The sequence below is a fragment of the Paenibacillus endophyticus genome (assembly GCF_014192395.1).
Lineage (GTDB): Bacteria > Bacillota > Bacilli > Paenibacillales > Paenibacillaceae > Pristimantibacillus > Pristimantibacillus endophyticus.
Genome location: NZ_JACHXW010000006.1, coordinates 343,919 through 370,605 on the forward strand (window position 1 = coordinate 343,919; position 26,687 = coordinate 370,605).

Sequence of the window (26,687 nt, forward strand, 5' to 3'; positions counted from 1 at the left end):
AAGAAATGGCGGAGAGGGGATTGCTGGCTTCATGCTAAAAGCTATATTAGTAGATGATGAGGAGCCGGCACTCGTACATTTGGAGCGTTTGCTTAAAGCAGATGGTCGTGTACAAATTGCCGGCAAGTATACTTCCGCTCAGGAAGGGCTTGAGTATCTTGCCCGTCACGATGCCGATGTTGCTTTTTTGGATATCGGCATGCCTGAGATGAACGGATTGCAGGCAGCTGAACGTATTCAAACGCTTTACCCGCATATACGTATCGTTTATGTAACAGCTTACTCCGCTTATGCCGTAGAAGCCTTTGAGCTGTATGCACTGGATTACTTATTGAAGCCTGTAGATGCAGCAAGAATCGGGAAAACGATCAACCGGATCGAGGAGTATGCGATGCTGATGAGCAAGCAGCCGCAACCGGTTGATAGCGAGGCGGAAACTAATGAGCTTTCGGTGCGTTTATTTAAACGGCTTGAGCTTAGCGGCGGTGCCGTATTAAACGGAAAAGTGAAATGGCGTACGAAAAAAGCGCAGGAACTGTTTGCTTATTTGCTTCATCTAAACGGGACTTGGGTTGCGAAGGATCGGCTCATCGAAACGCTGTGGCGAGAGCAGGACCAAGAAAAAGCGATTACCTACTTGCATCATTCCGTTTCGCGGATTAGATGGCTGCTTAGGGAATGGGGGGTATCGTTTACGGTTCAGTACGAGGATGACAGCTATCGCCTTGCCACATCTGGTGTTCGTACGGATGTTGACGAATTTGAGCAGGCTTTATCCAAACTGCCTTATATCTCCCGAGATAATTGGAGCCATTATGAACATGCGGCTTCCCTATATCGGGGTGATTATCTTGAGGACCACAATTACGACTGGGCAGAGACAAAGCGCATTAATCTACAGATGCGCAACTTTCAACTCATTTGCAGCATGGCGCGCTATGAAATGCAGGAAATGCTCGAACGCTCTGCCATCCAGCGGCTGTTGATCGCACAAGCAAGCTTTCCGTACTCGGACGAGCTGTGCAGGTTATTAATGACGGGGTATGCCAAGCTCGAGGATCGAATAGCGTTGAAGGAATGCTACACAGCTTTCGAGCTGGTTCTATTTAATGAGCTTGGTGTTATTCCAGAAAGACAAACAACCGATCTTTATAAGCAGCTATTATAAATGGCAATGCTTATGGGCAAGGAGGCTGCGACAGGATGAAAAAACAATGGGGGACGATAATTGTATTCTTCCTTATCGTTGTAGCTTTTCCGATATACGAATATGTGTATCAGCAGTTGGCAGAAGAAAAAGCACCGCATTCAAGCGGGGGCACGCTTGATTTAACTGACTGGGATTTTAGCAAGGATGGATCGGTTGCGCTGAATGGCGACTGGGAATTTTATCGCAATCAGCTGCTGACGCCTCAGCATTTCAAGCAAGCGGAGTCTAACACATCGAAGGGGCCTGGGCTAACAGGCCTCTTTCCTGTACCGGGGCAATGGAATGCCTATATTGCCGATAACGGCGAGCCAGCCGCAGCAGGGTTCGGCACATACCGGCTGCATATTAACCTTGGCGACCGGCATGAAAAGTATTATGGAATCAAAACGACGAATATCCGGATGGCGAATAAGATTTACATAAACGGAGAGGAAGTAGGAGCAAGCGGGCTTCCTGGTGACTCAGAGCGAACGGATAAGACCTCCAATGTTCCTTATCTAGGTTTTGTTTCGATAACTGATCCCATTGTTGAGATTATCGTGCAGGTATCCAATTTCAATTATTCTTCAGGAGGAATCATTTATCCGATTTGGTTCGGCGATGAGCAGGAGCTTCGAGAAAAACGGGAGTTCAGATTGTTTGGTGAATTTTTCAATATTGTAAGCTACTCTATGTTTGCTGTTTTTTTTCTTTTCTTATTTTATTTGCGTAGAGAGGAGCGCTCACTGCTTTATTTAGCCTTGTGCTGCTTGTCTTTGTTAGTCTATGTGCTCACGCACGGAGAGAAGCTGATAACGGTCTTTCTGCCGGAGCTGGACTATGGGATCATCATGAAGCTGCAGAGCGTTTCCTCGGCTTTCGGGCATTTGTTTTTGCTTTATTATGTGTATGTGTCCGTTCCGCAGGAAATTAACGAAAAGTTATGGAATGTTTGCAAAGCTGCTGCGATATTCGCATTGACAGCTTCCGCCATCCTGCCTACCATGCTGTATTCAAAATGGTTTTTTATTGCTGTCATTCTTTCTATGTTCGTTGTGTGTGTCCTGTTGTATACCCTAATTAAGGCGGTGCTGAACAAGTCCAAGGACGCACACTACTTGCTCTTAAGCGCGATTAGCATTCTGGTATATATTATTGTCAGTATTATGCAGGTACTAGGCATGCTGGAAAGCCACTTCTATCACTCTTATGAGCTGCTTATTCTCGTTGTCGTTCAAGTCGTCATGCTGGCTAAGCGTTTCTCGAATTCCTTTAATGAGGTTGAAGAGCTCTCACGCAAGCTCGTGGCGATAGATGGATTAAAGGATGAGTTTATGGCTAACACCTCGCATGAGCTTAGAACGCCGCTGCATGGTATCGTAAACATCGCGGAATCACTTTTGGAGGGGGTAGCTGGGACTCCGAGCAGTGACCAGGCAAGGCAGCTCTCCATGATCGTGTCAACGGGCAGAAGGCTGAACTATCTCATTCATGATATTTTGGATTTCTCTACGCTGCGGAATGGACAGCTAACCCTGAACCGTCAAGCGGTAGATCTTCCTGCTGCGGCGCAATCGGTCATGGAAGTCATCGGTCATTTGGCGGAGAAAAAGGGAGTTAAGCTCATTCAGGAGTGGCCGGAAAATCTACCGCTGTTAGATGCCGATGAAGAGAGGCTTCGCCAGATCCTCTTTAACTTGCTTGGCAATGCAGTAAAGTTCACGCATGCTGGACATATTCGGATAAAAGCCGAGCTTATTGATCGAATGGTTATCATCCGAGTGGAGGATACAGGTATAGGCATTCATTTGGACAGGCTGGATGATATTTTCAAACCGTTCAACAGCTTAGGCATGGTTGATATTCAAGCCGGGTATAGCGGGACGGGCATTGGATTGAACATAACGAAAAAACTCGTTGAGCTTAATGGCGGGAGGATTTGGGCTGAATCTGAGCCAGGCATAGGCTCCAGCTTTTCGTTCACGCTCCCTGCTGCTAGTCAATCCTCCATCACAGAAGCGGCAGCAGGCAAAAGGATTGCGGCAACGATTGAATCGCCTTACCAGCTTCAAACGGCAATTGCTCACGGACCGGGTAACGTCGAGGCAGAAAAGGATTCGCAGCATTTCACGGTACTAGTAGTGGATGACGACCCGATTAACTTGCAGGTGCTCATTAATTTATTGTCCACAGAGCATTACACCGTCATCGCTGTAGATAACGGAGAGGATGCGCTTCTTGCGCTGTCTGCCAAACGCCGCTTTGATTTGGTGATTACGGATTGGATGATGCCGGGCATGTCAGGGCTTGAGCTTTGCAGGCGAATCAGGGAGCGCCATGCCCTGTCTGAGCTCCCCGTCCTAATGCTCACAGCCAGAAGTCTTGTGGGAGATATCCAAACAGCCTTCAGCGCAGGCATTAACGATTTTTTGACGAAGCCTGTGGACGGTGTTATCCTGCGGGCAAGGGTAAGAACCTTGCTGGAGCTGCGTCAGTCTGTGCAAGCGGCGATCCGCTCTGAGCTTGCTTTCCTTCAAGCGCAAATCAAGCCTCATTTCTTATATAATGCGCTAAATACGATCATATCGGTTTGCCCTACCGACCCGGAAAAGGCTACCGAGCTATTGATGGATTTAAGTAAATATTTGCGAAGCAGCTTTGATTTCCATAATCGGCAGCAGATTGTCAGCTTGGAGAAAGAGCTGGAGTTGGTCCGTTCCTACGTCGCACTGGAGCAAGCAAGATTTGGCAAGCGTCTGCGTGTGGTGTACGAGGTGGATGAACGCACGACCGGCTTTATCCCGCCACTTAGCATTCAGCCCATTGTCGAAAATGCAGTAAGACATGGCGTTATGCAGACGGCGGCTGGCGGGACCGTTTTCTTGAAGGTTCAGCAGCTAGGTGATCACATGCAGATTTCGGTAACAGATAGCGGTGTCGGTATAAAAGCCAGCGAGCTTAACTCGCTGCTATTAGAGCAGCGTCCTCTACGCGGGGTCGGATTAATTAATATTCATCGACGTTTGTTGTCTCTGTATGGGGAAGGTCTTGCCATTATAAGCAAGGAAGGCGAAGGTACGACGGTTTCCTTCCAGGTTCCTCAGGCTAAGCAGGGAAATGAAATCGAAATCTATGAAGACTAGTCCTTAGTGAAAATAGGCAGTCCAAAAGTCATTTTTCGAGAATGTTAAATCTAATTTGTATGGTACGTAATAGAAAGCAGAGAAAGAACCTTCAGTTCCACTTTTATAGTGGTTTTGAAGGTTCTTTCGTGCACGTATTGGATCCGTTCGGGTTACCCTTTTGGGAAGGACCCTTTGCATGGAATGTTAACCAAGATTACTGGCCGGAAGTCTTTTTGAGCAATCGACTTAGTTCTTCGTCGACGCGTGCGCTGCGGAGCTCGGTTTGCTCATTGATGCCCGTTTGGCGGGCGTCTAGCCCATATCGTCCTCTTGCAAGCTCCTGCTGCGCTTCTTGCTCCATCAGCTTCTGCTCGATCCGATCGAAGCCCCGCGCAGCCGTGCTGCCATGGTGGACGGAGGAAGAGGGATATCCAGATGTTTGAGCCGTCTTTTCCAACCTTGCGACAAGCTCTTGCCGTTTTTCTTGAAGTCTAGCTTTGTCTTCCTTCAACGCTACGACCCGAAGTTCCAAATCAAGCACCGCTTGCTTGGCTAGATGTATGAGCTTCTGCGTTTCTTCCTTTTGTTCCAAATACAAAAGCTTAGCCTCAAGCGCAGTGCGAGCTTCCGCCTCACGACCCTCCAATGCTGCTTGTTCTGCTTTGCCTTCGTAGTAGGACGCCTGCTCGTTCAGCTCATTCAGCTTAGCCAGCAAGAATCGCTCATGCGCCTGCTGCTTCAAGCTTTCATGCTCCGCATTTGCAATTTCTTCGTCCAAATCTCTTAAATAGTGGTTTAACATCATGACCGGATTTTCAATCTTGTCTAACATTTCATTAGCGGCCGCCTTCGTCATGCTGGCCAAACGTTGTAAAATTCCCATCATATCATCTCTCCCTGAATGGTTTAGTTTAGTAGTGGTCAACAAATCTAAAATCATGGTTTGCGGCTTTAGGAACAAAGAGCGTAGCAAGGAAGTAGATCAGAATGACTGCCCCAAAGCTGAAAAATGCGGCGATGACAACTAACAATCTGATGATCGTAGAATCAATGCCTAGCCACTGTCCAATACCTCCGCATAGACCGGTCAGCTTGCTGTCCGTCGTTGATCGAAATAATTTTTTCATCTCTTTCATCCTTTCCCTTCGGCTCATCTATGTCCTTATTGTAGAATAAGGCCTGCATTCTCGTAACGGACCGCGGTCTGTTCCTGCTACTGGTCTTTAGGCGGGTATACATGCGACAAATGGCGGGGAAGGTTTTTTTGAAGGTTATTGGGAATTACGTTTCAAGATGCAATTATGCTTTACAGCAACCACGTAATCTCCTATTATGAATCTAGTTTTAATAGAGAATTATTAGCAGGTATGGGAGGAAAGGTTAAATTGGATAAGAAGGCTTCTTATAGAAAAGGAATTTGTGCAATCCTTGTTTTTGTATTATGTTTTCCAAATTGGATGGCTCCTTTATTCGTTCAAGCGGAATCTGCTCCATCAGTTGGTTCATACCTGGCAGAGAGATGGGCACTAAACGTCGAAGGTGCGGTAGCGGCGGAACCCGTTATCGGTATTGATGGCACAGTGTACGTCTTAACGAAAAAGGGGAAATTTTATGCGTTAAGTCCCACTGGCAAGCCTTTATGGACAGCAGTGGTTAGGCCAATGAGTGAAGAATACGAGGACGAAAAAGGTCAAGTCCTACTAGGGACTGACGGGGTCATTTATGTAAGCTCAAGCGGAAACTTATACGCTTTTCAGGCTGATGGAACGAAGAAATGGGAATATGAAACGACCTACTCGCGCTTTGACAAGGTGGAATTGCAGCGTAATGGTTTGATCTACATTAAACTTAATAATAGCAGCATGCTGGCACTGCGCTTGGATGGGACCAAAGCACTCGAACGCAGCGACATTTCGGGTTTAGTGAAATATAAAGGCCTGAGCGAGGATAAGATTTATGCGACGTCTTACAGTTTGATAACAAATATAGTTGGCGGCAAGCTTGCTCTTGAGACGACCACTTATGCTGAGGAATTGAATACAAACGGTTCAACGCGCTGGAAGGTGAAGTTGAACGCTACTTCGTCCTACAATAGCCCTTCTGTAGATAAAGACGGGAATTTAATGGTATTTGCAGAGCCTTCGGGTCTTGGAAACCAACCGCAGACTCCGTCATATGTTAAATCTAGGCAGCCAACCGAGGTGAAGGTCATTAGCGAGGGAGTCGTAAGGCGCACTTATTCGCTTACCGGGAGAACGGAAGCGCCTATTCTTTTTGACGAAAATAATAATGCTTATATCGTTACTCTAGATGCTGTTGTTTCTAAATTTGACTCATCAGGCAAACTCATTTGGAAATTGCAGCTTGATGATCGAACAAATCTAATTGAGCGCGGCACGGTTATGCATCTTGAAAAGGATGGAGCCCTTTTATTCTACAGCACGCTTCTTCGATATGAAAAGTCAGAGAATACTTCATATGAGCGGAGCGAGCTTTACAAACTCGAACTTCAACGGATTAGCGAAGATGGGAAGCTTATTTCTTCAACAGTCATAAAAAATGAAAAACCAGTTGTTTGGTTTGATAATGGAATGATGCTTTCCGACGGCTACAATAAACTCATTTTCTCGGACTTGCAAATGGAAAAATCGGTAGAATTTGATGTCAGTTCTACCTTTCATCTTACGTTTGTAGACAAAAACCAAATTTATATGGGTACAAAAAGCGGGCGGGTCATTGCTTTGGAGTTGAAAAATATTACGAATGAGCGTGACGTTGTCTCCCTTTCATTCGGAAATATATATACACAGTTCCAGGTAGGAACGATTAGCGCCCTACAAGCAAGTGCGAAGTATGCTGATGGAAAAGAACAAACGAACCCAGTAGGTATAATCTACCGTACAAGCAATGATAAAATCGCGTATTTCGACAAAGCCGGCTTTCATGCGGCTGCTCCCGGAGAGGTGGAGGTGACTGCTGAATACCTTAAAGTAAAGACAACCATTAAAGTAACTGTGAATGGAAATCCGAATACATCAAAGCCGGAACCGATCTATAGCGCTAATCTTAATAAAAAGTGGTCATTCGTATTGCCAGCGCTTGAGACGAGTGAAAATGAAAAATATTTAGAGCCGATCATTTCAGCAGAGGGATCAGTTTATGCGCTAAGCAGCCAAGGGAAAATCACAGCTGTCAGTTCAGATGGAAAGCTTCGATGGCAGCATGATATGAATGAGATTGTGGCGAAGCCGCCAGTGCTCGGACCTGATGCACGTCTTTATGTCGGGACGAATACGGGGCAGCTTGTATCTTATGAGCTCGCCAGCGGTAAGCAAATGCTTAATCAGAATATCGCGGTTGGACAGTTCAGCACGCTGCTCGGCTGGGATCGTTTCGGAAACAGATATACAGGATTCAGCATCAGCAGTTCTAACAGAATGGCAAGAAGTGAGAGCAGTACGCTGCAAGCGACAGATATATCGGACGCTGTTCGATGGACAACTCCGTTGAATGGAGAAATTGTACATGATGAGCTTGTGTTGAACAGTGAGGGTGACACCGTTTACGTCGTTACAAAGAATACAGAAACGGTTGGCGAGGTTGCAGACTATCCGATGGCAATGGTCACATTCCGCTCTATAGGCACGCTTTATGCGATTGATGCTTTGTCTGGAAATATACGATGGAAATACGATTTAGGAAAGTCTGATTCAACGTTCTACAAGCCTGTGCTGCTTCAGGATGGAACCATCGTTGCTGCTAGCTCGCAAGGCACGGTGAGCGCAGTCGATGCGGACGGAAACTTGAAATGGAAAAACAACTTTAAATTTTATTTACAAGCTGCGCCTATTATAAGCAAAGATCATATAACGATGTTTAGACATCGTGTTGTTGAAGGTCTAACAGAGGGAGAGAATTCGATTCAATTTATGAATCTACAAGATTATCCGGAAACCATTAACCAAATGCAGAATGAATGGCTGTTCACCATAAAAGATACTGCCATAGCAACTAGAAATCGCCAATCTGTTGCATCTTACGATGCAGCGGGAAAAATGAAGTGGCGAGTTGATTTGGCAGGGGACAAGTCAGTCGCAAGCGGCGTTACAGATGGTTATCAAGTAGCAGTGATTGATCATGTGAATGAACTAAGCTTATTCGATATTACAGTGACACGCTCATCGGATGTTTTATTTTATGACATGAAGCTGCATTGGGCGAGGGAAGCGGTAGAGAAGCTGGTTGAAGCAGGGGTAGTTTCGGGTTTCCCTGACGGAACCTATCGTCCGAACGCTGCAGTTACGAGAGAGCAGTTTTTGTCCATGCTTTCGAAGAAGCTCAATACGACTTTAAGGGAAACAGAGCTAGCCTTCACTGATGTAGCTAAGGATAGGTGGTCAAGAGCCATTATAGAATCTGCTTGGGCAGATGGCTGGATTGATGCGACAGCATACGGCAGCACATTTAAGCCCGCTGATCCTGTAACAAGGGAAGAAGTGACGGTATGGACAGCTAAAGCACTAAAACTGACAGAAAAAGTGGATGGTCTGGCAAAGGTTTTTGATCTTTCATCGATCAAGGCATCGAACAGAGGTTTGGTTGGTGCAGTTATCGATGCGGGCATCATAAACGGCTATGAGGATGGAAGCTTTAAGCCGCTAGCCACTTTGACTCGTGCAGAGGCAGCGGTTCTGTTGTCTAGAGTAAAACGTTAACGGAGAAGAGAATCGACAGCTTCTGAATCAAATCAAGAAGGGGAAAGGCCAGTCGAGAACATCCTGAATGTGACGAATAAGATACATTGCTAAATAATAGCTGGACATATCGATTATGTTTGGTAAGCTTGGTATAAGGCCTCTAACGAAGAGGCCTTATATTTTTTTAGGAGGAGAAAAGGATGGAAAAAACAGTTGGTTGTTTGAACAGAATCAGTATTGTGCGCATAGGGGGGGAAGTCTACTATGAACCATAGTACCGGTCTATCCCGTGTAAGAGAACAGTTGGTCGCACAGCTTGTCCTGTTGGGTGACGAGAAGAAGCGCTTTCTCGACGCCTATTTTGTCATGCATGGCAAAGAGCGTACTGAAATCAGTCAATTTTTATCATTGTATACGGATACCTTACAAAAGCTGCTTACGGACCGGGATTCGTTGGCAGACGAAGAGCTGCATTCCCAGGTGCTTATTGGCAGCTTTGTCACGTTTGAGTATCCGGATTTCGATACCAAGGATTCCTTTGCGATTGTGCTGCCTGATCAGGCAGATCCGGATGAAAACAGGATTTCCTTTCTGTCTCCTGTGGGCAGGCAATTGCTGCTGGCCCGCCTCGGCGAGCTTATTTCCGTTGCCGCGCCATCCGGAGCGATCCGAACCCGTATTGCCGCAATCACGTTCACGGGCGGAAACTCCTGTATGGAAGGAGATGAGGCATGTGGATCTTAGAGAAACCGAACTGCCCGGCATTGGCCGTAAGTATAGTCTGATTACCCGTAGCGGAGAAAAGTTGGTAATCGTCGTTCATAACGATGAACGACGGGATATTTTTCATATGAACCCTGATGAGCCGGACGATATGCTGTCCGTGGCCACGCTTGACGATGAGGAAGCAAGAGTCGTCTCCGCGATTATCGCAGGGATCACTTACAAGCCGAAGTTTCTGGAAAATCAAGAGATTGCTCTGGATAGCTTGATCATAGAATGGATTCGGCTGGAGCCATTGTCCAAATGTGTAGGCAAGCGGATTGGGGAGCTGGATATCCGCAGAACGACAGGGGCAACCATCCTCGCCGTAGTTGGTAAGGATAAGACGAAGCATATTAATCCGGGCGCGGAATACATGTTCACTGCTGGACTGACCTTGGTCGTAGCCGGCGAACGCATGCAATTAAACCTGTTAAAAACATTGCTGCTGAATGGAACGCTATAGCCGATGGAGACGCTCATATTTGAAGTCGGACTGGCACTGGCACTCATTACGCTGACAGGCTTGCTTTCAGCAAAACTGCGTTTCTCGGTTATTCCTTTTTATATTCTTATTGGAATGGCCGTAGGACCGCATGCGCCGCATTTTTGGATTATTGACCTGCGGTTTATTGAGAGCTCTTCCTTTATCGAATTTATGGGACGTTTAGGCATTTTATTTTTACTGTTTTATTTAGGGCTGGAGTTTTCCGTTGCCAGGCTATTGAAATCAGGCAAAGCGATAATCGTGGGCGGCTCTTTCTATGTAGCGCTAAATTTCTTGTCAGGCCTGCTGCTCGGTTCGATAGCGGACCTGCCCATCAAGGAAACGCTTGTCGTTTGCGGCATTATGACCAGCTCCTCAACTGCAATCGTGGCCAAGGTTTTGGTCGACTTGAAAAGGACCGCAAATCCCGAAACGGAAATCATTATGGGCATGATCATGTTCGATGATTTGTTCATTGCGGTCCACATTTCGATTTTAACTGGACTGATTTTGAGCGGCGCGACATCCTTCTGGAGCGTTGTGCTGATTTCGATGACTGCGCTCGCATTCATCGTATTATTTTTGTATATCGGTCGGAAAATAATCAAATATATCGATTGGGCGCTGAATATCAAATCATCGGAGCTATTTTTGCTGATGATTATGACGCTGCTGTTCCTTGTGGCGGGTTTCTCCGAAACGCTGCATGTCGCAGAGGCAATCGGAGCTTTAATGATTGGGCTTGTGCTTGGGGAATCCCGGCATGTGAAGCGAATTGAGCAGCATGTCCTGCCTTTCAGGGATTTTTTCGGAGCGTTATTTTTCTTTAGCTTCGGTTTGACGATTGAGCCGGCTTCCTTAGGCGGAGCGGTAGGGATGACGCTGATTGCGGTTGTCCTGACGATTATCGGCAACCTTGGAGCGGGTATCCTCGCAGGCCGGATATCCGGTATTTCACCAAAGGCATCGCTGAATGTCGGATTCACGCTGGTCTCCCGAGGCGAGTTCTCCATCATTATGGCAAACATCGGCAAGGCAGGCGGCTTGATGGTATCGATTCAATCCTTTGCCGTCCTTTACGTTCTCATCTTGGCTGTTCTTGGGCCGCTCCTGACTAAGGAGTCCAAATGGATATACCAAAGCTTCGAGAGGCTGAGGAAAAAGGAGAAGCGTGCTAGAGGGTAGTCTAGCGCTTCGCTGCTCATGAAGCGAATTCAGGCGTTAAATCGATGTGCGTTAGCAAAATAAAGGGATTACTCCGAAGGCAGTTTTACTGTTGAAGGAGTAACTCCTGTTCTTTCCGCTGGAGCACAGTCATTTCATATCATTCCTCCGGAATAGAGCTTGCTGTATCGAATGTTGATAATGATTCACATATGAGTATTAAACGAATAATAGTTAATTAACCGCCTTTTCACACAAAGGGCGGTTTTCTTTTTGGGTAAAAACATCATTAAGATTTAACACTGCCTTTTCATAGATGCACAGAAGGTTGCCTCTAATCGCATGGATATGAAATCATCCGAAAAATAAGGTTTACATGAGAGACGAATAAGACAGGCAATTGCGAGCTGGAAATAAAGAATGGCCACTTTGCCTTAGCTTGTCAAATTAGTCCGCATAATAAATAAACGACCTTGATTGTGTGGCTCTACTCTGCTGCTTCTTTTAAATGACTATATGATTTCTCTTTTACAAGATTTGAGGATATTGAAAGAACTTTTGCGAGAATTTTAAATGTAAATTTTTATCTTAGATGATATTATTTGAAAAGCGATTTCCTGGTGGAATTGGAAATCGGCGCTAAATGATCTCTACACAGGCATGTTAACAACTGTATATCCTTTTAGCTTGGCCAGCGACCAAATCGTGAAGGGGTAATGGCGAACGACATGAGGTGTAGAAGCTCTGAGAATACATAGAAGGAGGTTGTTGCTTAGCTTGTGGAGTTGAATTCATGATGACTTGTACGTTCTGAGTTTGTACGGTAAAAAAACATTATTTACTAATAGGGAGGAATTTTTATGAAGAAGACTGTACTATTGACGCTCATGATTTTTTTACTAGTGGGGACTACGTCAGTTTTTGCCGAGACGGAATATAACGACTCTTGGTTCGCAGCAAATTCGATGACTTACTCTTCGAGTACACATTCATATCAATCCGGTTATGTTAGTGCAACTGATATAGATTGGTTCAAGTTTTCAGGTAAGTCAACAACACAAACATTGTGGCTGGGTTCTGGCGCGGCTATTTTAGCGCTATACGAAGATCCGGGATCTGGTCCTTTCGTTTATATTGGCAGTGCCACTAATAGCAGCCTTACGGTCCCTGCAGGTACGAATAAAAAATTTCTTATTACAGTAACGAATCAATTCCCCTACTACTCCACCGAAGCTCACTACATGATCCACTTGAATGGATAACGTTTGTCTCAGATTAGGAAAATGAACACCATGGCATCATAAATAACAACTATATTTGTTAGAATAAAGCCGAGGTGCGTAACCTCGGCTTTATTTATGTGCGTACGGCATTCCGAGACCTACCCTTCTCTGACGTTAACATTACCACCCACCGCACTCTAAAAGAACCGGAGATTTCTCCCCGGTCAAGATCTTTTATTTTCAACTCCAACTGCTTGTTGGATCATTCTTGAAGAATTGAAACGTAACGCAAAAACGGACTTTCACTATTCCGAAGCAGGGACTGAATTCAGGTTCTTGCAGCGGGAGCACCACTCGCCCTCTTTCGCTCATTTTATTAAACATTTCTTCAATCTCGCTTTGTTGCGTCGCTGTAATGCAAATATTTACCTGATCTCCGACTACATAAGGTTGCCCGGAAAGATATCAGCGACCATCAAATCGTTTTCACCAGTTTGTAGCACCGCATGGGAAATACGGTTTTTCACTTCTTCTCGCAAACTCTCGGCATCCTTGCCTTCCCCGTACGTAGTTTTGAACAATAACTTTGATTTCAATGCTTCCCGGTAAAACTCAATCGCTTCCGCAGCTTGTCCATCCAGCATAGCTGCTACCCTGGATGGAGAGAATCCCGTTGTTTGCCATAGTGTTTGCCAGCTTTAATGTGAATATTTTCAAGGAACGATTCTACAGAAAAGCAATAAGTGTACAATTTCCCCGATGAACGGGGGCTCTCGGCTCTCAAACTTGGTTTTTCACATTAAAAATTGAGCCAAGCCATTGCCAGTCCGCATAATTGGTCAAGTCCCCTCATAGACATGTTATCAGCCAGTAAAAAACAATGTGCAGAGGGGATGATTACATGCGTCGCATGACATGGACCGCGGCAATCATATTGTGTTTGTCGCTCGTATTAGCAGCTTGCGGAACGAAGGACGCCGAGTCCGTGGTTAAGGAGCTCGACAAAGTAGTGAACAGCATGGAGAGCTATCAAGGAAGCGGTACGATGACGCTGCGGACAGGTCAGCAGCCACTGGAGTACAAGGTGGAGGTATCCTACCAAAAACCGCAATATTATCGGATCAAGCTTACGAATGAAGAGAAGGACATTACACAAATCGTGCTTCGCAATGACGACGGCGTATTCGTTCTCACACCGAAGCTGAATAAAGTTTTTCGCTTCCAAAGCGATTGGCCGCAAAACCAAGGCCAAGTTTACTTGTACCAAACGCTCGTACAAAGCATTCTTGTGGACAATTCCAGGCAATTTGTAATCGACGAGGACAATTATGTTTTTGATGTAATGGCTAATTATAATAACGGCTCGTTGGCTCGCCAAAAAATTTGGCTCAACAAAGCGGATTATAAGCCCGTTCAGGTTGAAGTGAGCGATACGAACGCGGCAGTTATGGTCGAAGTTAAATTTGACAATTTTGACTTTGGACCGAAGTTCGACAAAGCCGTTTTCGAGACGGAGGCCAACATGAAAGCGACACCTTCCAGCCAAACGACAGAAGAGCCTACGATGGCGCTGCCGGATGACGAGAGCACCACTGGTGCTGCTGAAGGAAACGTCGACGATGCTGATGCTGATGCGAATGCTGCAACGAACGGGAATATAGCAGACGATGCGGGTACAGATGCGAATGCTGCAACAGATGGGGATAAAGCAGACGATGCCGGCAATCAAACCGATGTCAACAGCGCTGTAGATGGTGATGATCAAACGAACAACAGCGGGAACGCGGCTGAGGATGAAGGCGATGATGCGGCAACGAGCGTCAAACCGGAAGAAGCAGCGGGCTTTACTGCAATGAAACCTTCGTATTTGCCAGCAGGCGTTCAGGAGCCAGAGCTCATTGATATTGTGTTTGGCGGGAACCCAGGCCTGATGCTGCGTTACTCAGGCGATTACAGCTATACGCTTATTCAGACAGAACCGAAAGATCAAGCGGCATCATTGGTGCCAGGCACGATACTGGATCTAGGCTTCACGGTCGGTGAGGTGAGCGGCGATGAGCAGCAGACTTTGACTTGGACGTATGAAGGTCATCAGTTCCGTCTGACAAGCGCAAATCTGCCTGAATCCGAGATGATTAAGGTCGCGCAGTCCGTTCAGGGTGAAATCGGCAAATAAAACGGTTAAAAGGGCGATTTTCCAAGACGTACTAGCCATTTTCAAGGTTCGTTTCATTGACAGTCTTAGCGGCAAGGTTTAACATTATTGCTATTGATGTTTGCTGCTCGGACTGTTGTGGCTGCCAGATAAGGAGAAGGTGAACGGCTTGGATTTGTATTATCGCCCTACTAGGGTTGAACTTTCATTAGATGCTTTACGACATAATTTAGAGGCTTTTCGAAATGCGATCCCGAATGAATGTAAGATTATGGCATCTGTTAAAGCAAATGCTTACGGACATGGCGCGGTTGAGATTGCGCGGGAGGCAGAACGCTTCGGCGTAGATTATTTAGGCGTTGCATTTCTTGATGAAGCATTGCAATTGCGCCAGGCTGGCATCCAAACCCCGATTCTCGTGCTTGGATTCGTGGCTGCGGATGCCTTGTCTGTTGCAAGAAGCCATAACATTACGATCGCTCTCTTTCGAGAGGACGTTTTAGCCGCAGCGTCGGTTCTTACGCCTGATCATAGTGGCCGCAGGCTCAAGGTCCATATCAAAATGGATTCCGGAATGGGTAGGCTAGGCGTAATCGGCAAGGATGAGGTATTGTCCTTTATCGAAACGGCTATGAAGGTTCCTCAGGTGGAAGTGGAAGGTTTATTCACGCATTACGCGCGAGCAGACGAGGCAGATAAAGAATACACGCAGCGTCAGTACAACAGATTTCATGAGGTAGCTGAGCATGTGAGGCAGCAGGGCTGGCCTATACCGATTATTCATGCGGCAAACAGCGCCGCGGGTATTGATACACCGCAATGGGCAGGCAATATGCTCCGCTTAGGCGTCAGTATGTATGGGTTGTATCCGTCAGATGAGGTAAACCGGCAGCGTATCGCGCTGGAGCCAGTGATGTCTCTGAAGACGGAAGTCGTTATGGTCAAAACGGTACCGGCAGGCTGGGGAATTAGTTATGGCACACGTTACGTAGCGGCACAGGAAGAGTGCATCGGAACGCTGCCGATTGGATATGCAGACGGCTATAGCCGTATGCTTACCGGCAAAGCACAAGGGATCATACGCGGAGTAAAAACTCCGATTCTTGGAACGATATGCATGGACCAGTGCATGATTGCGCTTGATCCAGCGGCAACTGAGAGTGATGGCAACGTTAAGAACGGCGAAGAAGTGGTGCTCATAGGCCGCCAAGGCGATTCGGTTATTACCGTTGGGGATGTGGCGGATCAGCTTGGTACGATTAACTATGAGGTCATCTGTATGCTTGCTGCACGGCTGCCACGCATTTATGTTAGAGGTGACCAGACAATCGCGATTCAAAACCCCCTCGCTCAGTCATAATAACTATTGGTAATTGTTTCAACTTACAAATTTTCGTAAATGAAGAGGATTTTCGCCAAAAATCTCGAATGTAGTATGGCAGATCATCTATAAGGGCTATACATGAAAACATGCAGCATATTTGATATACGGCTATCATAGATATGTTGAAGTATAGCGACGGCATTATATTGTCATAATGTGTAGTAAGGTTATGGAAAAGTTTTGGGGGTGCGAGTTCGGTGGCCAATGTACAAAATACCAAAAGAATCATGATTAGCCTGCCAGATCATTTGCTGGAGGAGGTTGACGGGATTGTTGCCAAGGAAAACTCCAACCGCAGCGAATTTATTCGGCAAGCCATGAAGCTTTATTTGGTGGAGCGTAAAAAACGTCAAATCCGGGAATCCATGCAGCGCGGATATATGGAGATGGCGAAAATAAACCTGAACATGGCCTCGGAAGCTTTTCAAGCGGAGGAAGAAGCAGATCATACGTTAGGCCGTCTCGTTAGCGGGGTGTAGAGGTTGATTGTAAAACGTGGTGATGTTTTTTTTGCGGATTTATCGCCAGTCGTCGGATCGGAGCAGGGAGGCGTTCGTCCTGTTCTTGTCATTCAGAATGATATTGGTAACCGTTTCAGCCCTACGGTCATCGTAGCTGCAATAACGGCTCAAATCCAGAAGGCAAAGCTGCCGACCCATGTCGAAATGGATGCAGCCGCACACGGCTTTGACCGCGATTCCGTGGTGCTTCTTGAGCAGATTCGTACGATTGATAAGCAGAGACTTACTGACAAAATTACGCATTTGGATGATGAAACGATGCGCAAGGTCGATGATGCCTTACTGATTAGTGTAGGCTTAATTGATTTCTGAGCGTTATGGGCTGTTTAGCATCTAGAAGGGATAACCTTCTGCTGAATAGCTTTTTTTGTTGTATTTTACATAAAAATGATGAAATTAGGAAAAAATGATAGACAAATGAAAGATGGATTTGCTATTATGAACTCAATTACTTAAGTAAACCTATAAACGAGCACGATTATGCGAAGAACGCACTCAGTAAGCCTTAGATGGCAGCTGGTGCGTTCTTTTTTTGTGTTCGGGGAGGAGTAGCGATGAGAAAACGAAGAAATGCAATCATCAGCCTGACAGCGGCCGTTCTGTCGGCAAGCTTAGTTTATGGCATCTACGAGCTGCAGCGCGTGCATATGGAGAGCGAGGAGATGATAGCCGTAATAGTACCCAATCGATTCATAGGAGCGGGAGAACGGCTTCAGGAGAGCGATTTGGAATACAAAACGGTTCCTCAGGCTGTGTATGTTCCCGACATGGTCATGAAGCTGGAGGAGGCAGCTGGGAAAGAGACGATTATTCCGCTTGGCAAAGGCGAGCCTCTGCTGCTTTGGAAGGTGGATGAGTTCCGCTTGCAGCCAAAGCGGTCGGAATCTACTTTTCAGATTCCCAAGGAGTACATCCGTTCCATCTCCAACGGCATTAGGGCTGGCGATAAGGTACTGCTGTATGCATCAGGGGAAGGGCACCCTTCCGAACGGTTATTCTCAGCCGCAGTTACCGTTGCATCGGTGAAGTCATCGGGGAATGTGGAGATCGACAATATCGAGAATCCGAATCTCATCTCGCGGGCGGAAGGGAATAAGGAGCAGATGTATGCTTCGCGGCGAGAGGCTAACGGCATGATCGACTACCTGAACCTGAATTTAACGGAAGAGCAGTGGTTATTGCTTGATGGCTATTGCAAAGGAGGAGCCTTAAAGCTGGTCGTGGCATACAGCCCGGAATCGCTTGATCTAGCTGGAGCTGGAGAGGATGGTGGGCTGTGAATGCTGCAATCGCACCTTTAGCTGCATTTATAGGAACGACACCTAATATCGGAACGACAGCAGCGGCGTTCGCAGCTGCTTTCAGGATTGGGGAAGCGAGCGGCAAGCCAGTCGGATATTTATGCCTCAATCTCAAAAGCTCAAAAATTCATCGCTATCTCGGTATCGATGAACCGCTCGTCACATTAGATAAGCTTCGCCCAGAGCTGAGATCCTCCGCGTTGACGCCGGATATGCTGCGCAAGGCGGCATATCCGGTGGCGAACCTGCCGAATGTACAGGTGTTATTCGGCAACATGATGAGGGAGCAAGCTGAATATTTCACGCCAGAAGAAGCGAAGCATTTGCTCGATGTCGCAGAGCAGACCTTTGCATTCGTTATCGCGGATGTCGGCGCATATTGGGATAACGCTGCCACCATTTGCGCGGTTAGAAGAGCAGGCTCGCGCATACTGGTGACTACGCCATCCTTGTCTCATTTTCAAGAGGATGGCAAGCACTGGATCGGGCAGGTATCGCCGTTATTCGGTGTAAATCCTGATCAATATGATTCGATCACTATTAATGGACCTTGGAGAAATGGAGGCTATCAAATGAAGCATATTTGTAAAGAGCTCGGCACGTCGGCACTGGGTCAGCTTCAATTAAGCGAAACAGTATCCAGCCAATTGGATAGTGGAACCTATGCTCAGTGGCTGAAGACGGACAGCGGCGGTTCGGAGATGATGAAGGGTCCTGCAAAGGCGATGATGCAGAGGCATGGCATTCGGAGCTTGGGGGTTACTGTAGCCGTACAACCGTGGTACCGCAAGCTGCTAGCCCATCGTAACGGTACAAGCTCGTGACGGCACAGCAGAATCGATTCTCGCCTTCAGGTTTTGCCGCGCAGATGCAGTCGGAGCGGGAGCAGCACGATAATGAGCCGCTTGCACCGTATAAGGAAGCAGAATCGCAGGGAGAGTTTGCGCGGCTGGCTGATGATATCCGCTCTTATCTAAGCATTCCGCACGGAGTAGGTGAAGATGAGCGCAGGCAATACAGCGAAACGCTGAATCGCGCGGTATTAGGCTATTCACAGGAACGAGAGCAGGTGCTTGCGGTCATCGCGGATCGATTGATTAGACTTCGCATTCATCGAGCAGATCATGTACAGCACCCCTATCACACATTGGCGGAAGCGTTGTTCGCTGAGGTAATTGGATTGAATGTACTTGAGCTGGTGCTGGCAGATAAAGACGGTTTAGAGGAAATACAGGTTGTCGGAACGAGCATCTTCCTTGTCAGGAATGGAATCTCCAATCCAAGCGAATATCGTTTTGACAACGTACGGGAGGTTGAGCGAATTCAGCAAAATCTGGTTTTGTACAATAATGATCGCATTAATCCGCGTAAGAGATGGGCGGAGGTCATGCTGCAGGATGGCTCGCGCGTAACGATGACCGGATTTGGGTTCACGGCAAATCCTACCTTGACCATTCGTTTTTATACGGTAAGAAGCATTAGCTTGCTGACATTGTGCGATCCGAGGTATAGGACGATGAACGAGCAGATCAAGATGCTCCTGAGCGCCATTCTTGAGGCGCGTTTCAATATCGTTATTATTGGTCCTACGAATTCAGGCAAAACGAATCTAATGAAAGCATTCATTGCCGAACTGCCGGACGAAGAGCGGATTATTACGATCGAAGGCCGCTTTGAAATGATGCTCGGGCGTGATTTTCCGGGCAAGAACGTCATTGAATACATGACGGATGAAGAGGATGACTATCACCGGTCGGATCAGGCTTTCAAGCTTGCCTTGAGGCAATCGCCGAAGCGCATTATTCATGCCGAGATACGCGACCTGGATGCAAACATTTACGTGCGTGCCTGCACGCGGGGACATTCGGGAAGCATGACGACCGTGCATGCCAATACGCTGGAGGATGTGCCTGAGGCGATCACGGATATGTGCATGCAGGATGGTAGAGGGATGAATGCTGAGCGTTTGACCAAACGGATTACGCAATACGTTACAGAGATTGGAATCGAGATGGCTCTAATAGGAGGGAGACGCTTGGTTAGGAGGATTAGCGAGCTTAGCTGGGAGATCGGGCAGGTAAGTGTTAAGGATTGGGTTATGTACGATGAGAAGAAGGAGGAATGGATTTATCCAGCCTCTCCGTCTGCATCAGCTGCCTTGAGGCTTGCTGCAGGAGGCAAGCGCTATGAATGAGCTTTCTGCCGGCGCGGCTGCAGGACTATTGTTTTGCCTATTGTTTATTGCGATTGTCAATTTGCTTTTCCTATGGTCTAAGGAGCATCAGCTCGTCAGCAAGCTAACTTATATTTCGAATCGCAGCTTTCGCGTACGGGCAGCAGAGCGCTTCAAACGCTACGCATGGCTGTACCGTCATTTATCTGATTTGCTGGAGGCACTGCGTCTTGCTGTTTCACCATCCGCCTTTGCTTATATTTCCGGACTGCTGCTGTTGGCAGGACTTGCTGCAGGTGGACTCTTCTTCCAAAGCGTAAAGGGAACCTTGTTGTTCGGCTTAGTGATTGGATTATTGCCCTATACGATTCTCCGGACGCTGCTCGTGCATCGGCGCATGCAGACGCAAATGGACTTTTTGCCGGCAGTTGAGCTTTTTTATCAATGCTATCTGATTACGGGGGAGAGCCAGGTCAGGGTTGCGCTGCAGCGAACCGTCGAAGAGCGAAGATTGCTGGGGCCGATGCAAGCTGTATTCGAGCAGCTTTACCGTAATTTGTCGGTGCGGGCTGATGATGAAGCAAGCCTAAGATTGCTCAGCACATCGCTTGGTCATTTGTGGGCTGATTATTTCGTGCATATCTTGCGGGTAGCGCTCTCAGAAGGTGTAACGGTGTCAGACAGCTTGAAGGAGCTGCTCACTGATATGCGCAAAGCTAGACGGGCGAATGAACAAGAGCGGAACCGCTTGCTGGAAATTCGAGTTGCTAATTTTTCACCACTGTTGTTCCTTGCTTTATTTATTGGCATTAATTTGCGGTACAACAAAGAAAACACCTATTTCTATTACGTTGTTGATCCGATGGGACGGGATATGCTGCTTAATGCAGCTTTGTTGATTTTCGCTTCATTTCTGATGGGATTGTGGCTATCGCGCAAAAAAATGTGAGAGGAGGGTAGCGATGCCGAATGGGGTCATGCAAATGATGGGGCTGGCTTTTATAGTTGGGCAATGCGTTTTCGGAGCGGTATTTTTTTACATCTTATTGCAGCTATGGCCCGAACGTCCTGCTATATGGAAGCATTTGACCGTCGTGTCGGCTTGGCGTACGAGAATGGTACCGGAGAAATGGCTGCGGTTCTTCTTGATTTCAAGACAGAGGGAGTCTTTCATGGAAAGAGAAATTTTGCTTGCCGGCTGCGGGGTAACGGCTGATGCGGCATGGTATATGCTCGCGCACCGTCTGCTTGTTTGTACGATGGGCAGCTTAATCGTTAGTGTGGCTATTTGGTCTAAATGGCTGAACGCCTATGTTCCTGTTTCCTATGTCGCTCCCTTCTTGCTTCTGGCGATGATGCTTATTCATCTTGACCTCCTATGGCTGCGTTCCATTCGCAAGATGCGAGCGCTGCAAGTGACGAAGGAGATTTTTGTAGTCAGCAAGCAATTGATCTATTTGTCAGATTCTTCACTGCATATTCATGCTAAGCTGCAGCGCTGTGTTCCCTTTACGCGCGTGATGCGTTTTGAATTGAACCAGCTTCTTGCCGAGTGGTATCACGATGCGGGTGGGGCTTTGCAGAGATTTAAACAGAGGCTTGGCACGGAAGAGGCCTTAAGTTTCGTAGAAACGCTGGATGCGCTCAGGCTGCATGAAAGCCATCAATATTATGAGCTGATCCGCACAAGAATTGAAGACTACAAGGAGAAGATTGAGCTGGCCAAGGAAAGCCGCAAAGAATCAACTTCCTATTTATTATTTATCATCGCGGGCATTCCAATATTGTATACCTTTCAAATCTTTATATATCCGTGGGTGAGAGAGGGACAAAAGCTCTTTCAGTCACTTAGCTGAAAGTGGCACCGAAGCTTTTGGAAGGAGGTGATCACGTGCGCAATATTCTAATGACCGTCATGATGCTGGTCGTCGTAATCGTCCTATTCAATACGATAATCGCTCAGGATACAACTGGAACAAGCAGTCAAATCGAAACGCAGGGCACAGCCGCCAATACAAAGATTAGTCAAATGCTTCCTTAATTCATCGGCATTGTGTTAGTCATAGAGAGCGGAGGTATTACTATTTGCGCGGAATTCTAATCTCCATGCTGCTGCTTGTTTCCGTGCTGGCTTGCTATCAAGCAATCGCCGAGGGCGATGCAGGAATGAAGCGGCAGATTGACGGCGCTGGCAGCTCGATCAGCTCGCATATCAGGAGCATGAGCCCATGAAGCAGATTTTGATCTTCGTATTGTTTGCAGCGCTGCTCTGCTGGCTTATGTTCTCTCCGATTTATAAACATGTTCTTATTGTCAGGCAGGCGGTATTGCAGCAAGAGGTGGATTACTTGTTGGAAATAGGGGCTAGCGGAGGTTACGGATACATAAGCTCGGCTATGCAGGAGCAGTCCAGACAGCGTCTGGCCGGATTTGGCATGCGTCCTGAGGATATTTCGTATGAGCTTGTATCAACAAACGGGCAGTCAGCATCCAATCCGTACGATCCGCTGCCTCGAGGTACGGGAATATCATTAACGATGAGCTACCCCTACGAGCAATTATTTGAGATTGATCGTTTGATCGGCTTAACGCCGCCGTTACCGTCAGATAGGATGAAGGCGTTCGGGATGAAGATGAGCGAATATGTTCCATAGGAGGAGAGGATGGTTAACGAGTGTACAAGCTGCTGCTCATCGTTGTAATGATGTCGATATGGCTTTCGTTGCATCTGCTTCAGGTGGAGGAACAGCTCGCTATGAAGACTTTATTTCAAGGGAAGCATGCCGTCAACCGAGCCACTCATGCAGCGGCCCAGCAGGTTGATACGGCAGCGTTAGGAGAAGGTGTATTTCGTATTGAGCCGATAAAGGCCGAAGCTGCAGCAGCTTTGTACTTGCAGCAGAACTTGCTGCTGAATGCACACGGTGCACCGCTTGCCGGCTCCTTTTTGAAGGAAGCGGTGCAGGTTGTGGTGTTCAAGCTAGTAAACGCGGACGAAATATTTCCTTTTACATACCGAAATAAGGCGTATCAATACGAGGTTACCTTGCAGCGTCCAGGCGTTATTTTAATCATAAAAATGGCATATCCTCGCGTATTTGAAGTGTTGGAGCCTATTGAATGGCATATTAAGGGGGCGGCGGAGCTCATAGCAGGTTGACGTAAAATAGGAAAATTGGTGTAATAAGGGGAGGGAGTTTATATAGGAGTTGATAATGGCTGTGATGGATATTGTTGCTGATGTACCTGAAGCGCTTGTGAGCGAGAGAATCATCCGTTTGCAGGCTGTTATGCAAAAGGAAGGCGTAGATGCGTTTCTTCTTACGCAAAATGTTGATCTTTATTATTTCAGCGGCTCGATGCAAAATGGGTATTTGTTTATTCCAAGCACCGGCGATGCTACCTTTTACGTTCGGCGCAGTGTTCAGCGAGCCAAGCTGGAGACCGCGGTAAAGGTAGCCGAACTTGGTGCTTTTCGGTTTTTTGGGGAAACGCTTGCGCAGCACTACCCGTATTTGTTTGGCAAGGAATCAGGCCTGCGAATCGCCGCTGATCTCGATGTACTGCCGACTCAACTATACGCCAAGCTACAGGAGACCCTTGGTTCGGCCGCAAGCTGTACGATTATAGATGGCTCGACATATATTCGCAAGCTTCGAATGATTAAGTCGCCTTGGGAAATAGGTAGAATCGAAGCGGCGGCAAAGGTAGTCTCCGAGTCATTGACCGCAGCGCTTCATGTGCTTAGAGAAGGAATAAGCGAGCTTGAGTGGATGGCACGCATTGAATACGAGCTGCGAATTAGAGGTCATATTGGCTTGATGCGCATGCGGGGCTTTAATCAAGAAATTACGACGGGGATGGTCATATCTGGTCCAGCGGCTGCGGTTCCGTCTTATTTTGACGGGCCAGCGGGAGGATTGGGGCTGGGAGCAGCTTCTCCGCAAAGCGTCAGCCGGTCAATAATTAAGCGAAACGAGCCCATCTTGATCGATATCGGCTGCTGTGTAGACGGTTATGTGATTGACCAGACTCGGACTGCCGTTTTGGGGAAGCTGCCCGAAACGCTTCAGCGTGCATACGATGCGTCGGAGACGCTCATCGCTAAAGCAGAGGAGATGATGGTTCCTGGCGCGCCTTGCTCGAAGTTATATGAGGCGGCGCTTGCTGGCTGCGCCTCCGCAAATCTTTCCGATCACTTTATGGGCTTCGGAGCCGATCAGGCCAAATTCCTGGGACACGGCATCGGGCTTGAAATTGATGAATGGCCCGTTCTCGCCAAGGGCTTCGATATGCTATTGGAGCCAGGAATGGTGCTTGCCGTAGAGCCCAAATTTACGTTCCCTGGTCTTGGGGTTGTTGGAATTGAGAACAGCTACCTTATTACGGATCAGGGTGCAAGGAAGCTGACGCAGTTCAAAGATGGACTAATCTTATTACCTTAAACAAGGGGGGATGTAAGTATGAATCGGGAGCTTACCAAGCGGCTTCATCGTGATTACGTAAAGGTTTACCGAATTAGCGAGCTCATATCGAATGGTATCTTCCTAGCTGTCATTATTGCCTATTTTATTTGTGCTTCGATCTGGGCTTGGACACTCGTTCCGGGGTGGATTGCATTGTCTGTGTGCGCTGCTTCTATTATTCTCTTTACTTGGATTTTTCCCGAAATGAAGTATAAGCGGTTTCAGTATGAGCTGTTTGAGGATGAATTGGAAATCCAATCCGGGCTTGTTTTTTTGAGCAATGTTTTGGTTCCTATGGTGCGTGTGCAGCATGTGGAGCTTGAAAGCGGCCCGCTTATGCGCAAATATGATTTGGCCAGCGTTTCGGTTGTTACGGCTGCGACAACGCACCGGATTAGCGGACTGAAGCTCGGAGAAGCTCAACAGCTTAAACGCAGAATCGGCGCATTGGCTAAGGTGGACGATCAAGATGAATGAACGTCGAACGCTTCATCCCATATATATTTTGTTCGGGCTGCTGAATACAATTCGAGGATTCATTCCGTTTATATTGATCGGCTTATTGAGGGGAACAGACTGGACGGGACTGGAATGGTATTGGTATGCTGGCGTCTCTGCGCTCTCCGCCGTAATACTTGTGTTCAGTTACATCGAATGGAAAAGCTTTGGTTTCTGGCTTGAAAGCGATCGGATCATCATTCGCAAAGGCTGGTTGTTCAGAGACGAGAAAACGATATATTATACGAGGATTCATTCGGTTAACGTAGAACAGCCGCTAGTTCAGCGATTGTTGAAGGTCGCGCAAGTGAAGATCGAGACGCCCGGCGGCAATAAGAAGGCAGACGGTGTGTTACCGGCGCTCTCCCTTAAAGAAGCAAGCGATATCCAGCTGATGCTTAAGAAACAAGCCTCGGTCATAGCTGCTCCCGAAGGGCAACCTTTGTCTGAGAAGCTGATGACGCAGAAACCTGAGGCAGATGAACAACTGGTTGTGAGAATAAATCAAAAACCGCTAGCCTCAGAATCCGTCAGCCATAATGCTGAGCGCGGTCCTTCGATTGCGCTTCATGCGGGACAGTTGCTTCAGGCAGCTGCGACCTCGATGAATTTCGGCTTGGTTGCAGCTTTTATGGCTGGATTGTACTCTTTCGCTAACGACTTCATCAACCAGCTGCTTCCCGATCATTTTTTCGAGTCAGTCGTTGAGGATTCATCGAGCTTTATGCCAAGCTATTTCGCCGTAGTTATTGTAGTCATTGCAGGAGTTGCCTTTGCTTGGCTGCTCTCGATTATATTGTATGTGCTGAAGTTCAGCGGCTTCGCTGTTCAAAAAGACGGCAGGCAAATTTCAGTATCCTATGGATTGCTGGAAAAAAAGTCGTTCGTGTTTGATCCTAAAAAAGTGCAAGCCGTCATTGTGAGCGAAAGCTGGCTGCGCCAAGCTTTCGGATACGCTGAGATTCGGCTGCAAATCGTTTCATCTGACAAGAAGGAGCAGCTTATGCTGCATCCCTTTATAAAGCGTTCCGATATTCAACAGGTTTTGAATGATTTTGTGCCGCAGATTGTGCATTCTGAGGAAACGCCCTTGCAGGGCGCACCGAAGCGAGCTTTATTATATTATATTAGAATTGAGCTTCTGATTGCCGCGCTGCTATGCGCAGCTTCAATCATTTTTTTGAAGGAAGCAGGGTTGTGGTCGTTAGTGCTCATTCCGCTTGTTCTGTGGTGGAGGAGGAGCTGTTATGTTGCTGCAGGGGTTAGTCTGAGGAATGGACAGCTCACGCTGCGCACGCGATTCTTATCAAGATCGACATTTTTGATTCGAAGACCGCAGATCGTGACGATGCGTGTGAACCGTTCGATTGGACAGCAGCGCAAGAACTTGCTAACCTTATCTGTGCGCGCGCTCGGCAGTCCGTTTGAGTACCGCGTGAAATGCTTGGATCATGCTGATGTTGAGCCTGTGTGGCGTTGGTACAGCCGAAGTCAAAACTAGCATTAGTGTAAAATAGAACCTATAGCTGCTGCAGAAGAGCC

Annotated in this window: 26 protein-coding genes; 23 read left to right on the forward strand and 3 right to left on the reverse strand. The window is 47.2% G+C overall.

Features of this window, described 5'->3' with window-relative positions; all coding sequences use genetic code 11:
• Positions 1-31: 31 nt before the first annotated feature.
• A complete protein-coding gene (locus FHS16_RS12895) occupies positions 32-1,168 on the forward strand; it encodes a response regulator (RefSeq protein WP_183562629.1) in 1,137 nt (378 codons plus the stop codon).
• 35 nt (positions 1,169-1,203) lie between these two features.
• Positions 1,204-4,332 carry a hybrid sensor histidine kinase/response regulator gene (locus FHS16_RS12900; RefSeq protein WP_183562631.1) on the forward strand — a complete coding sequence of 1,043 codons (3,129 nt, stop codon included), beginning with the start codon at positions 1,204-1,206 and terminating at the stop codon, positions 4,330-4,332.
• A gap of 196 nt (positions 4,333-4,528) precedes the next feature.
• Here the strand turns inward: FHS16_RS12900 and FHS16_RS12905 are convergent, their stop codons facing one another.
• Entirely contained in the window at positions 4,529-5,200 is a 672-nt protein-coding gene (locus FHS16_RS12905) for a PspA/IM30 family protein (protein ID WP_183562633.1), read from the reverse strand.
• Between the two features lie 25 nt (positions 5,201-5,225).
• Entirely contained in the window at positions 5,226-5,441 is a 216-nt protein-coding gene (locus FHS16_RS12910) for a PspC domain-containing protein (RefSeq protein ID WP_183562635.1), read from the reverse strand.
• Between the two features lie 258 nt (positions 5,442-5,699).
• Between FHS16_RS12910 and FHS16_RS12915 the strand changes: the two genes are divergently transcribed.
• The 5 genes from FHS16_RS12915 (at position 5,700) to FHS16_RS12935 (ending at position 12,686) form a co-directional block, all read left to right on the forward strand.
• Entirely contained in the window at positions 5,700-9,029 is a 3,330-nt protein-coding gene (locus tag FHS16_RS12915) for an outer membrane protein assembly factor BamB family protein (RefSeq protein ID WP_183562637.1), read from the forward strand.
• 246 nt (positions 9,030-9,275) lie between these two features.
• Entirely contained in the window at positions 9,276-9,755 is a 480-nt protein-coding gene (locus tag FHS16_RS12920) for a GreA/GreB family elongation factor (RefSeq protein ID WP_183562639.1), read from the forward strand.
• Entirely contained in the window at positions 9,736-10,239 is a 504-nt protein-coding gene (locus FHS16_RS12925; RefSeq protein ID WP_183562641.1) for a cation:proton antiporter regulatory subunit, read from the forward strand. Before FHS16_RS12920 ends, FHS16_RS12925 begins: the two co-directional genes overlap by 20 nt.
• Before the next feature lie 3 nt (positions 10,240-10,242).
• On the forward strand, positions 10,243-11,445 hold the full coding sequence (locus FHS16_RS12930; RefSeq protein ID WP_183562643.1) for a cation:proton antiporter: 1,203 nt from the start codon (positions 10,243-10,245) through the stop codon (positions 11,443-11,445).
• 839 nt (positions 11,446-12,284) lie between these two features.
• Positions 12,285-12,686 carry a hypothetical protein gene (locus FHS16_RS12935; protein ID WP_183562645.1) on the forward strand — a complete coding sequence of 134 codons (402 nt, stop codon included), beginning with the start codon at positions 12,285-12,287 and terminating at the stop codon, positions 12,684-12,686.
• Between the two features lie 401 nt (positions 12,687-13,087).
• Here the strand turns inward: FHS16_RS12935 and FHS16_RS31740 are convergent, their stop codons facing one another.
• Positions 13,088-13,291: a VOC family protein gene (locus tag FHS16_RS31740; RefSeq protein WP_246431729.1), complete on the reverse strand. Its 204-nt coding sequence runs from the start codon at positions 13,289-13,291 to the stop codon at positions 13,088-13,090.
• Positions 13,292-13,548: 257 nt separating this feature from the next.
• On the opposite strand from FHS16_RS31740, the gene FHS16_RS12945 reads away from it, so the two are divergent.
• The 16 genes from FHS16_RS12945 to FHS16_RS13020 all read left to right on the forward strand — a co-directional run bounded on the left by FHS16_RS12945 (position 13,549) and on the right by FHS16_RS13020 (position 26,646).
• Positions 13,549-14,823, forward strand: coding sequence for an outer membrane lipoprotein-sorting protein (locus tag FHS16_RS12945; protein WP_183562647.1), 1,275 nt, complete (start codon positions 13,549-13,551; stop codon positions 14,821-14,823).
• Positions 14,824-14,971: 148 nt separating this feature from the next.
• The gene (gene alr / locus FHS16_RS12950) at positions 14,972-16,162 is read left to right on the forward strand and encodes an alanine racemase (RefSeq protein WP_183562649.1); all 1,191 of its coding nucleotides are present in this window, start codon (positions 14,972-14,974) and stop codon (positions 16,160-16,162) included.
• A gap of 221 nt (positions 16,163-16,383) precedes the next feature.
• A complete protein-coding gene (locus FHS16_RS12955; protein ID WP_028609437.1) occupies positions 16,384-16,665 on the forward strand; it encodes a CopG family ribbon-helix-helix protein in 282 nt (93 codons plus the stop codon).
• 3 nt (positions 16,666-16,668) lie between these two features.
• Positions 16,669-17,019, forward strand: coding sequence for a type II toxin-antitoxin system PemK/MazF family toxin (locus FHS16_RS12960; RefSeq protein ID WP_028609438.1), 351 nt, complete (start codon positions 16,669-16,671; stop codon positions 17,017-17,019).
• 242 nt (positions 17,020-17,261) lie between these two features.
• Positions 17,262-17,987: an SAF domain-containing protein gene (locus tag FHS16_RS12965; protein ID WP_183562651.1), complete on the forward strand. Its 726-nt coding sequence runs from the start codon at positions 17,262-17,264 to the stop codon at positions 17,985-17,987.
• Positions 17,984-18,832: a CpaE/TadZ family protein gene (locus FHS16_RS12970; protein WP_183562653.1), complete on the forward strand. Its 849-nt coding sequence runs from the start codon at positions 17,984-17,986 to the stop codon at positions 18,830-18,832. The genes FHS16_RS12965 and FHS16_RS12970 overlap by 4 nt, the downstream gene beginning before the upstream one ends.
• A complete protein-coding gene (locus FHS16_RS12975; RefSeq protein ID WP_312890879.1) occupies positions 18,829-20,202 on the forward strand; it encodes an ATPase, T2SS/T4P/T4SS family in 1,374 nt (457 codons plus the stop codon). Before FHS16_RS12970 ends, FHS16_RS12975 begins: the two co-directional genes overlap by 4 nt.
• Positions 20,195-21,130, forward strand: coding sequence for a type II secretion system F family protein (locus tag FHS16_RS12980; RefSeq protein WP_183562655.1), 936 nt, complete (start codon positions 20,195-20,197; stop codon positions 21,128-21,130). The genes FHS16_RS12975 and FHS16_RS12980 overlap by 8 nt, the downstream gene beginning before the upstream one ends.
• A gap of 13 nt (positions 21,131-21,143) precedes the next feature.
• Positions 21,144-22,037, forward strand: a complete 894-nt coding sequence (locus FHS16_RS12985; RefSeq protein WP_246431730.1) for a hypothetical protein — start codon at positions 21,144-21,146, stop codon at positions 22,035-22,037.
• Between the two features lie 35 nt (positions 22,038-22,072).
• Positions 22,073-22,222, forward strand: a complete 150-nt coding sequence (locus tag FHS16_RS12990; protein WP_183562657.1) for a hypothetical protein — start codon at positions 22,073-22,075, stop codon at positions 22,220-22,222.
• A gap of 44 nt (positions 22,223-22,266) precedes the next feature.
• Entirely contained in the window at positions 22,267-22,413 is a 147-nt protein-coding gene (locus FHS16_RS12995) for a hypothetical protein (RefSeq protein ID WP_183562659.1), read from the forward strand.
• Positions 22,410-22,835, forward strand: a complete 426-nt coding sequence (locus FHS16_RS13000) for a hypothetical protein (RefSeq protein WP_183562661.1) — start codon at positions 22,410-22,412, stop codon at positions 22,833-22,835. Before FHS16_RS12995 ends, FHS16_RS13000 begins: the two co-directional genes overlap by 4 nt.
• Positions 22,836-22,855: 20 nt before the next feature.
• On the forward strand, positions 22,856-23,341 hold the full coding sequence (locus FHS16_RS13005; protein ID WP_183562663.1) for a hypothetical protein: 486 nt from the start codon (positions 22,856-22,858) through the stop codon (positions 23,339-23,341).
• A gap of 64 nt (positions 23,342-23,405) precedes the next feature.
• Positions 23,406-24,626 (forward strand): M24 family metallopeptidase, encoded by a 1,221-nt coding sequence (locus FHS16_RS13010; protein WP_183562740.1) that lies wholly within the window; start codon positions 23,406-23,408, stop codon positions 24,624-24,626.
• Between the two features lie 18 nt (positions 24,627-24,644).
• Positions 24,645-25,124 (forward strand): PH domain-containing protein, encoded by a 480-nt coding sequence (locus FHS16_RS13015; RefSeq protein ID WP_183562665.1) that lies wholly within the window; start codon positions 24,645-24,647, stop codon positions 25,122-25,124.
• Positions 25,117-26,646 carry a PH domain-containing protein gene (locus FHS16_RS13020; RefSeq protein WP_183562667.1) on the forward strand — a complete coding sequence of 510 codons (1,530 nt, stop codon included), beginning with the start codon at positions 25,117-25,119 and terminating at the stop codon, positions 26,644-26,646. Before FHS16_RS13015 ends, FHS16_RS13020 begins: the two co-directional genes overlap by 8 nt.
• Positions 26,647-26,687: the final 41 nt, after the last annotated feature.

Bases quoted from the DNA above. Each gene is read 5' to 3' on its own strand.
- FHS16_RS12895 (WP_183562629.1), top strand. From the start codon at position 32: ATGCTAAAAGCTATATTAGTAGATGATGAGGAGCCGGCACTCGTACAT.
- FHS16_RS12900 (WP_183562631.1), top strand. From the start codon at position 1,204: ATGAAAAAACAATGGGGGACGATAATTGTATTCTTCCTTATCGTTGTA.
- FHS16_RS12905 (WP_183562633.1), bottom strand. From the start codon at position 5,200: ATGATGGGAATTTTACAACGTTTGGCCAGCATGACGAAGGCGGCCGCT.
- FHS16_RS12910 (WP_183562635.1), bottom strand. From the start codon at position 5,441: ATGAAAAAATTATTTCGATCAACGACGGACAGCAAGCTGACCGGTCTA.
- FHS16_RS12920 (WP_183562639.1), top strand. From the start codon at position 9,276: ATGAACCATAGTACCGGTCTATCCCGTGTAAGAGAACAGTTGGTCGCA.
- FHS16_RS12925 (WP_183562641.1), top strand. From the start codon at position 9,736: ATGAGGCATGTGGATCTTAGAGAAACCGAACTGCCCGGCATTGGCCGT.
- FHS16_RS12930 (WP_183562643.1), top strand. From the start codon at position 10,243: ATGGAGACGCTCATATTTGAAGTCGGACTGGCACTGGCACTCATTACG.
- FHS16_RS12935 (WP_183562645.1), top strand. From the start codon at position 12,285: ATGAAGAAGACTGTACTATTGACGCTCATGATTTTTTTACTAGTGGGG.
- FHS16_RS31740 (WP_246431729.1), bottom strand. From the start codon at position 13,291: ATGCTGGATGGACAAGCTGCGGAAGCGATTGAGTTTTACCGGGAAGCA.
- FHS16_RS12945 (WP_183562647.1), top strand. From the start codon at position 13,549: ATGCGTCGCATGACATGGACCGCGGCAATCATATTGTGTTTGTCGCTC.
- FHS16_RS12965 (WP_183562651.1), top strand. From the start codon at position 17,262: ATGAGAAAACGAAGAAATGCAATCATCAGCCTGACAGCGGCCGTTCTG.
- FHS16_RS12980 (WP_183562655.1), top strand. From the start codon at position 20,195: ATGAATGAGCTTTCTGCCGGCGCGGCTGCAGGACTATTGTTTTGCCTA.
- FHS16_RS12985 (WP_246431730.1), top strand. From the start codon at position 21,144: ATGCCGAATGGGGTCATGCAAATGATGGGGCTGGCTTTTATAGTTGGG.
- FHS16_RS13000 (WP_183562661.1), top strand. From the start codon at position 22,410: ATGAAGCAGATTTTGATCTTCGTATTGTTTGCAGCGCTGCTCTGCTGG.
- FHS16_RS13010 (WP_183562740.1), top strand. From the start codon at position 23,406: ATGGATATTGTTGCTGATGTACCTGAAGCGCTTGTGAGCGAGAGAATC.
- FHS16_RS13015 (WP_183562665.1), top strand. From the start codon at position 24,645: ATGAATCGGGAGCTTACCAAGCGGCTTCATCGTGATTACGTAAAGGTT.
- FHS16_RS13020 (WP_183562667.1), top strand. From the start codon at position 25,117: ATGAATGAACGTCGAACGCTTCATCCCATATATATTTTGTTCGGGCTG.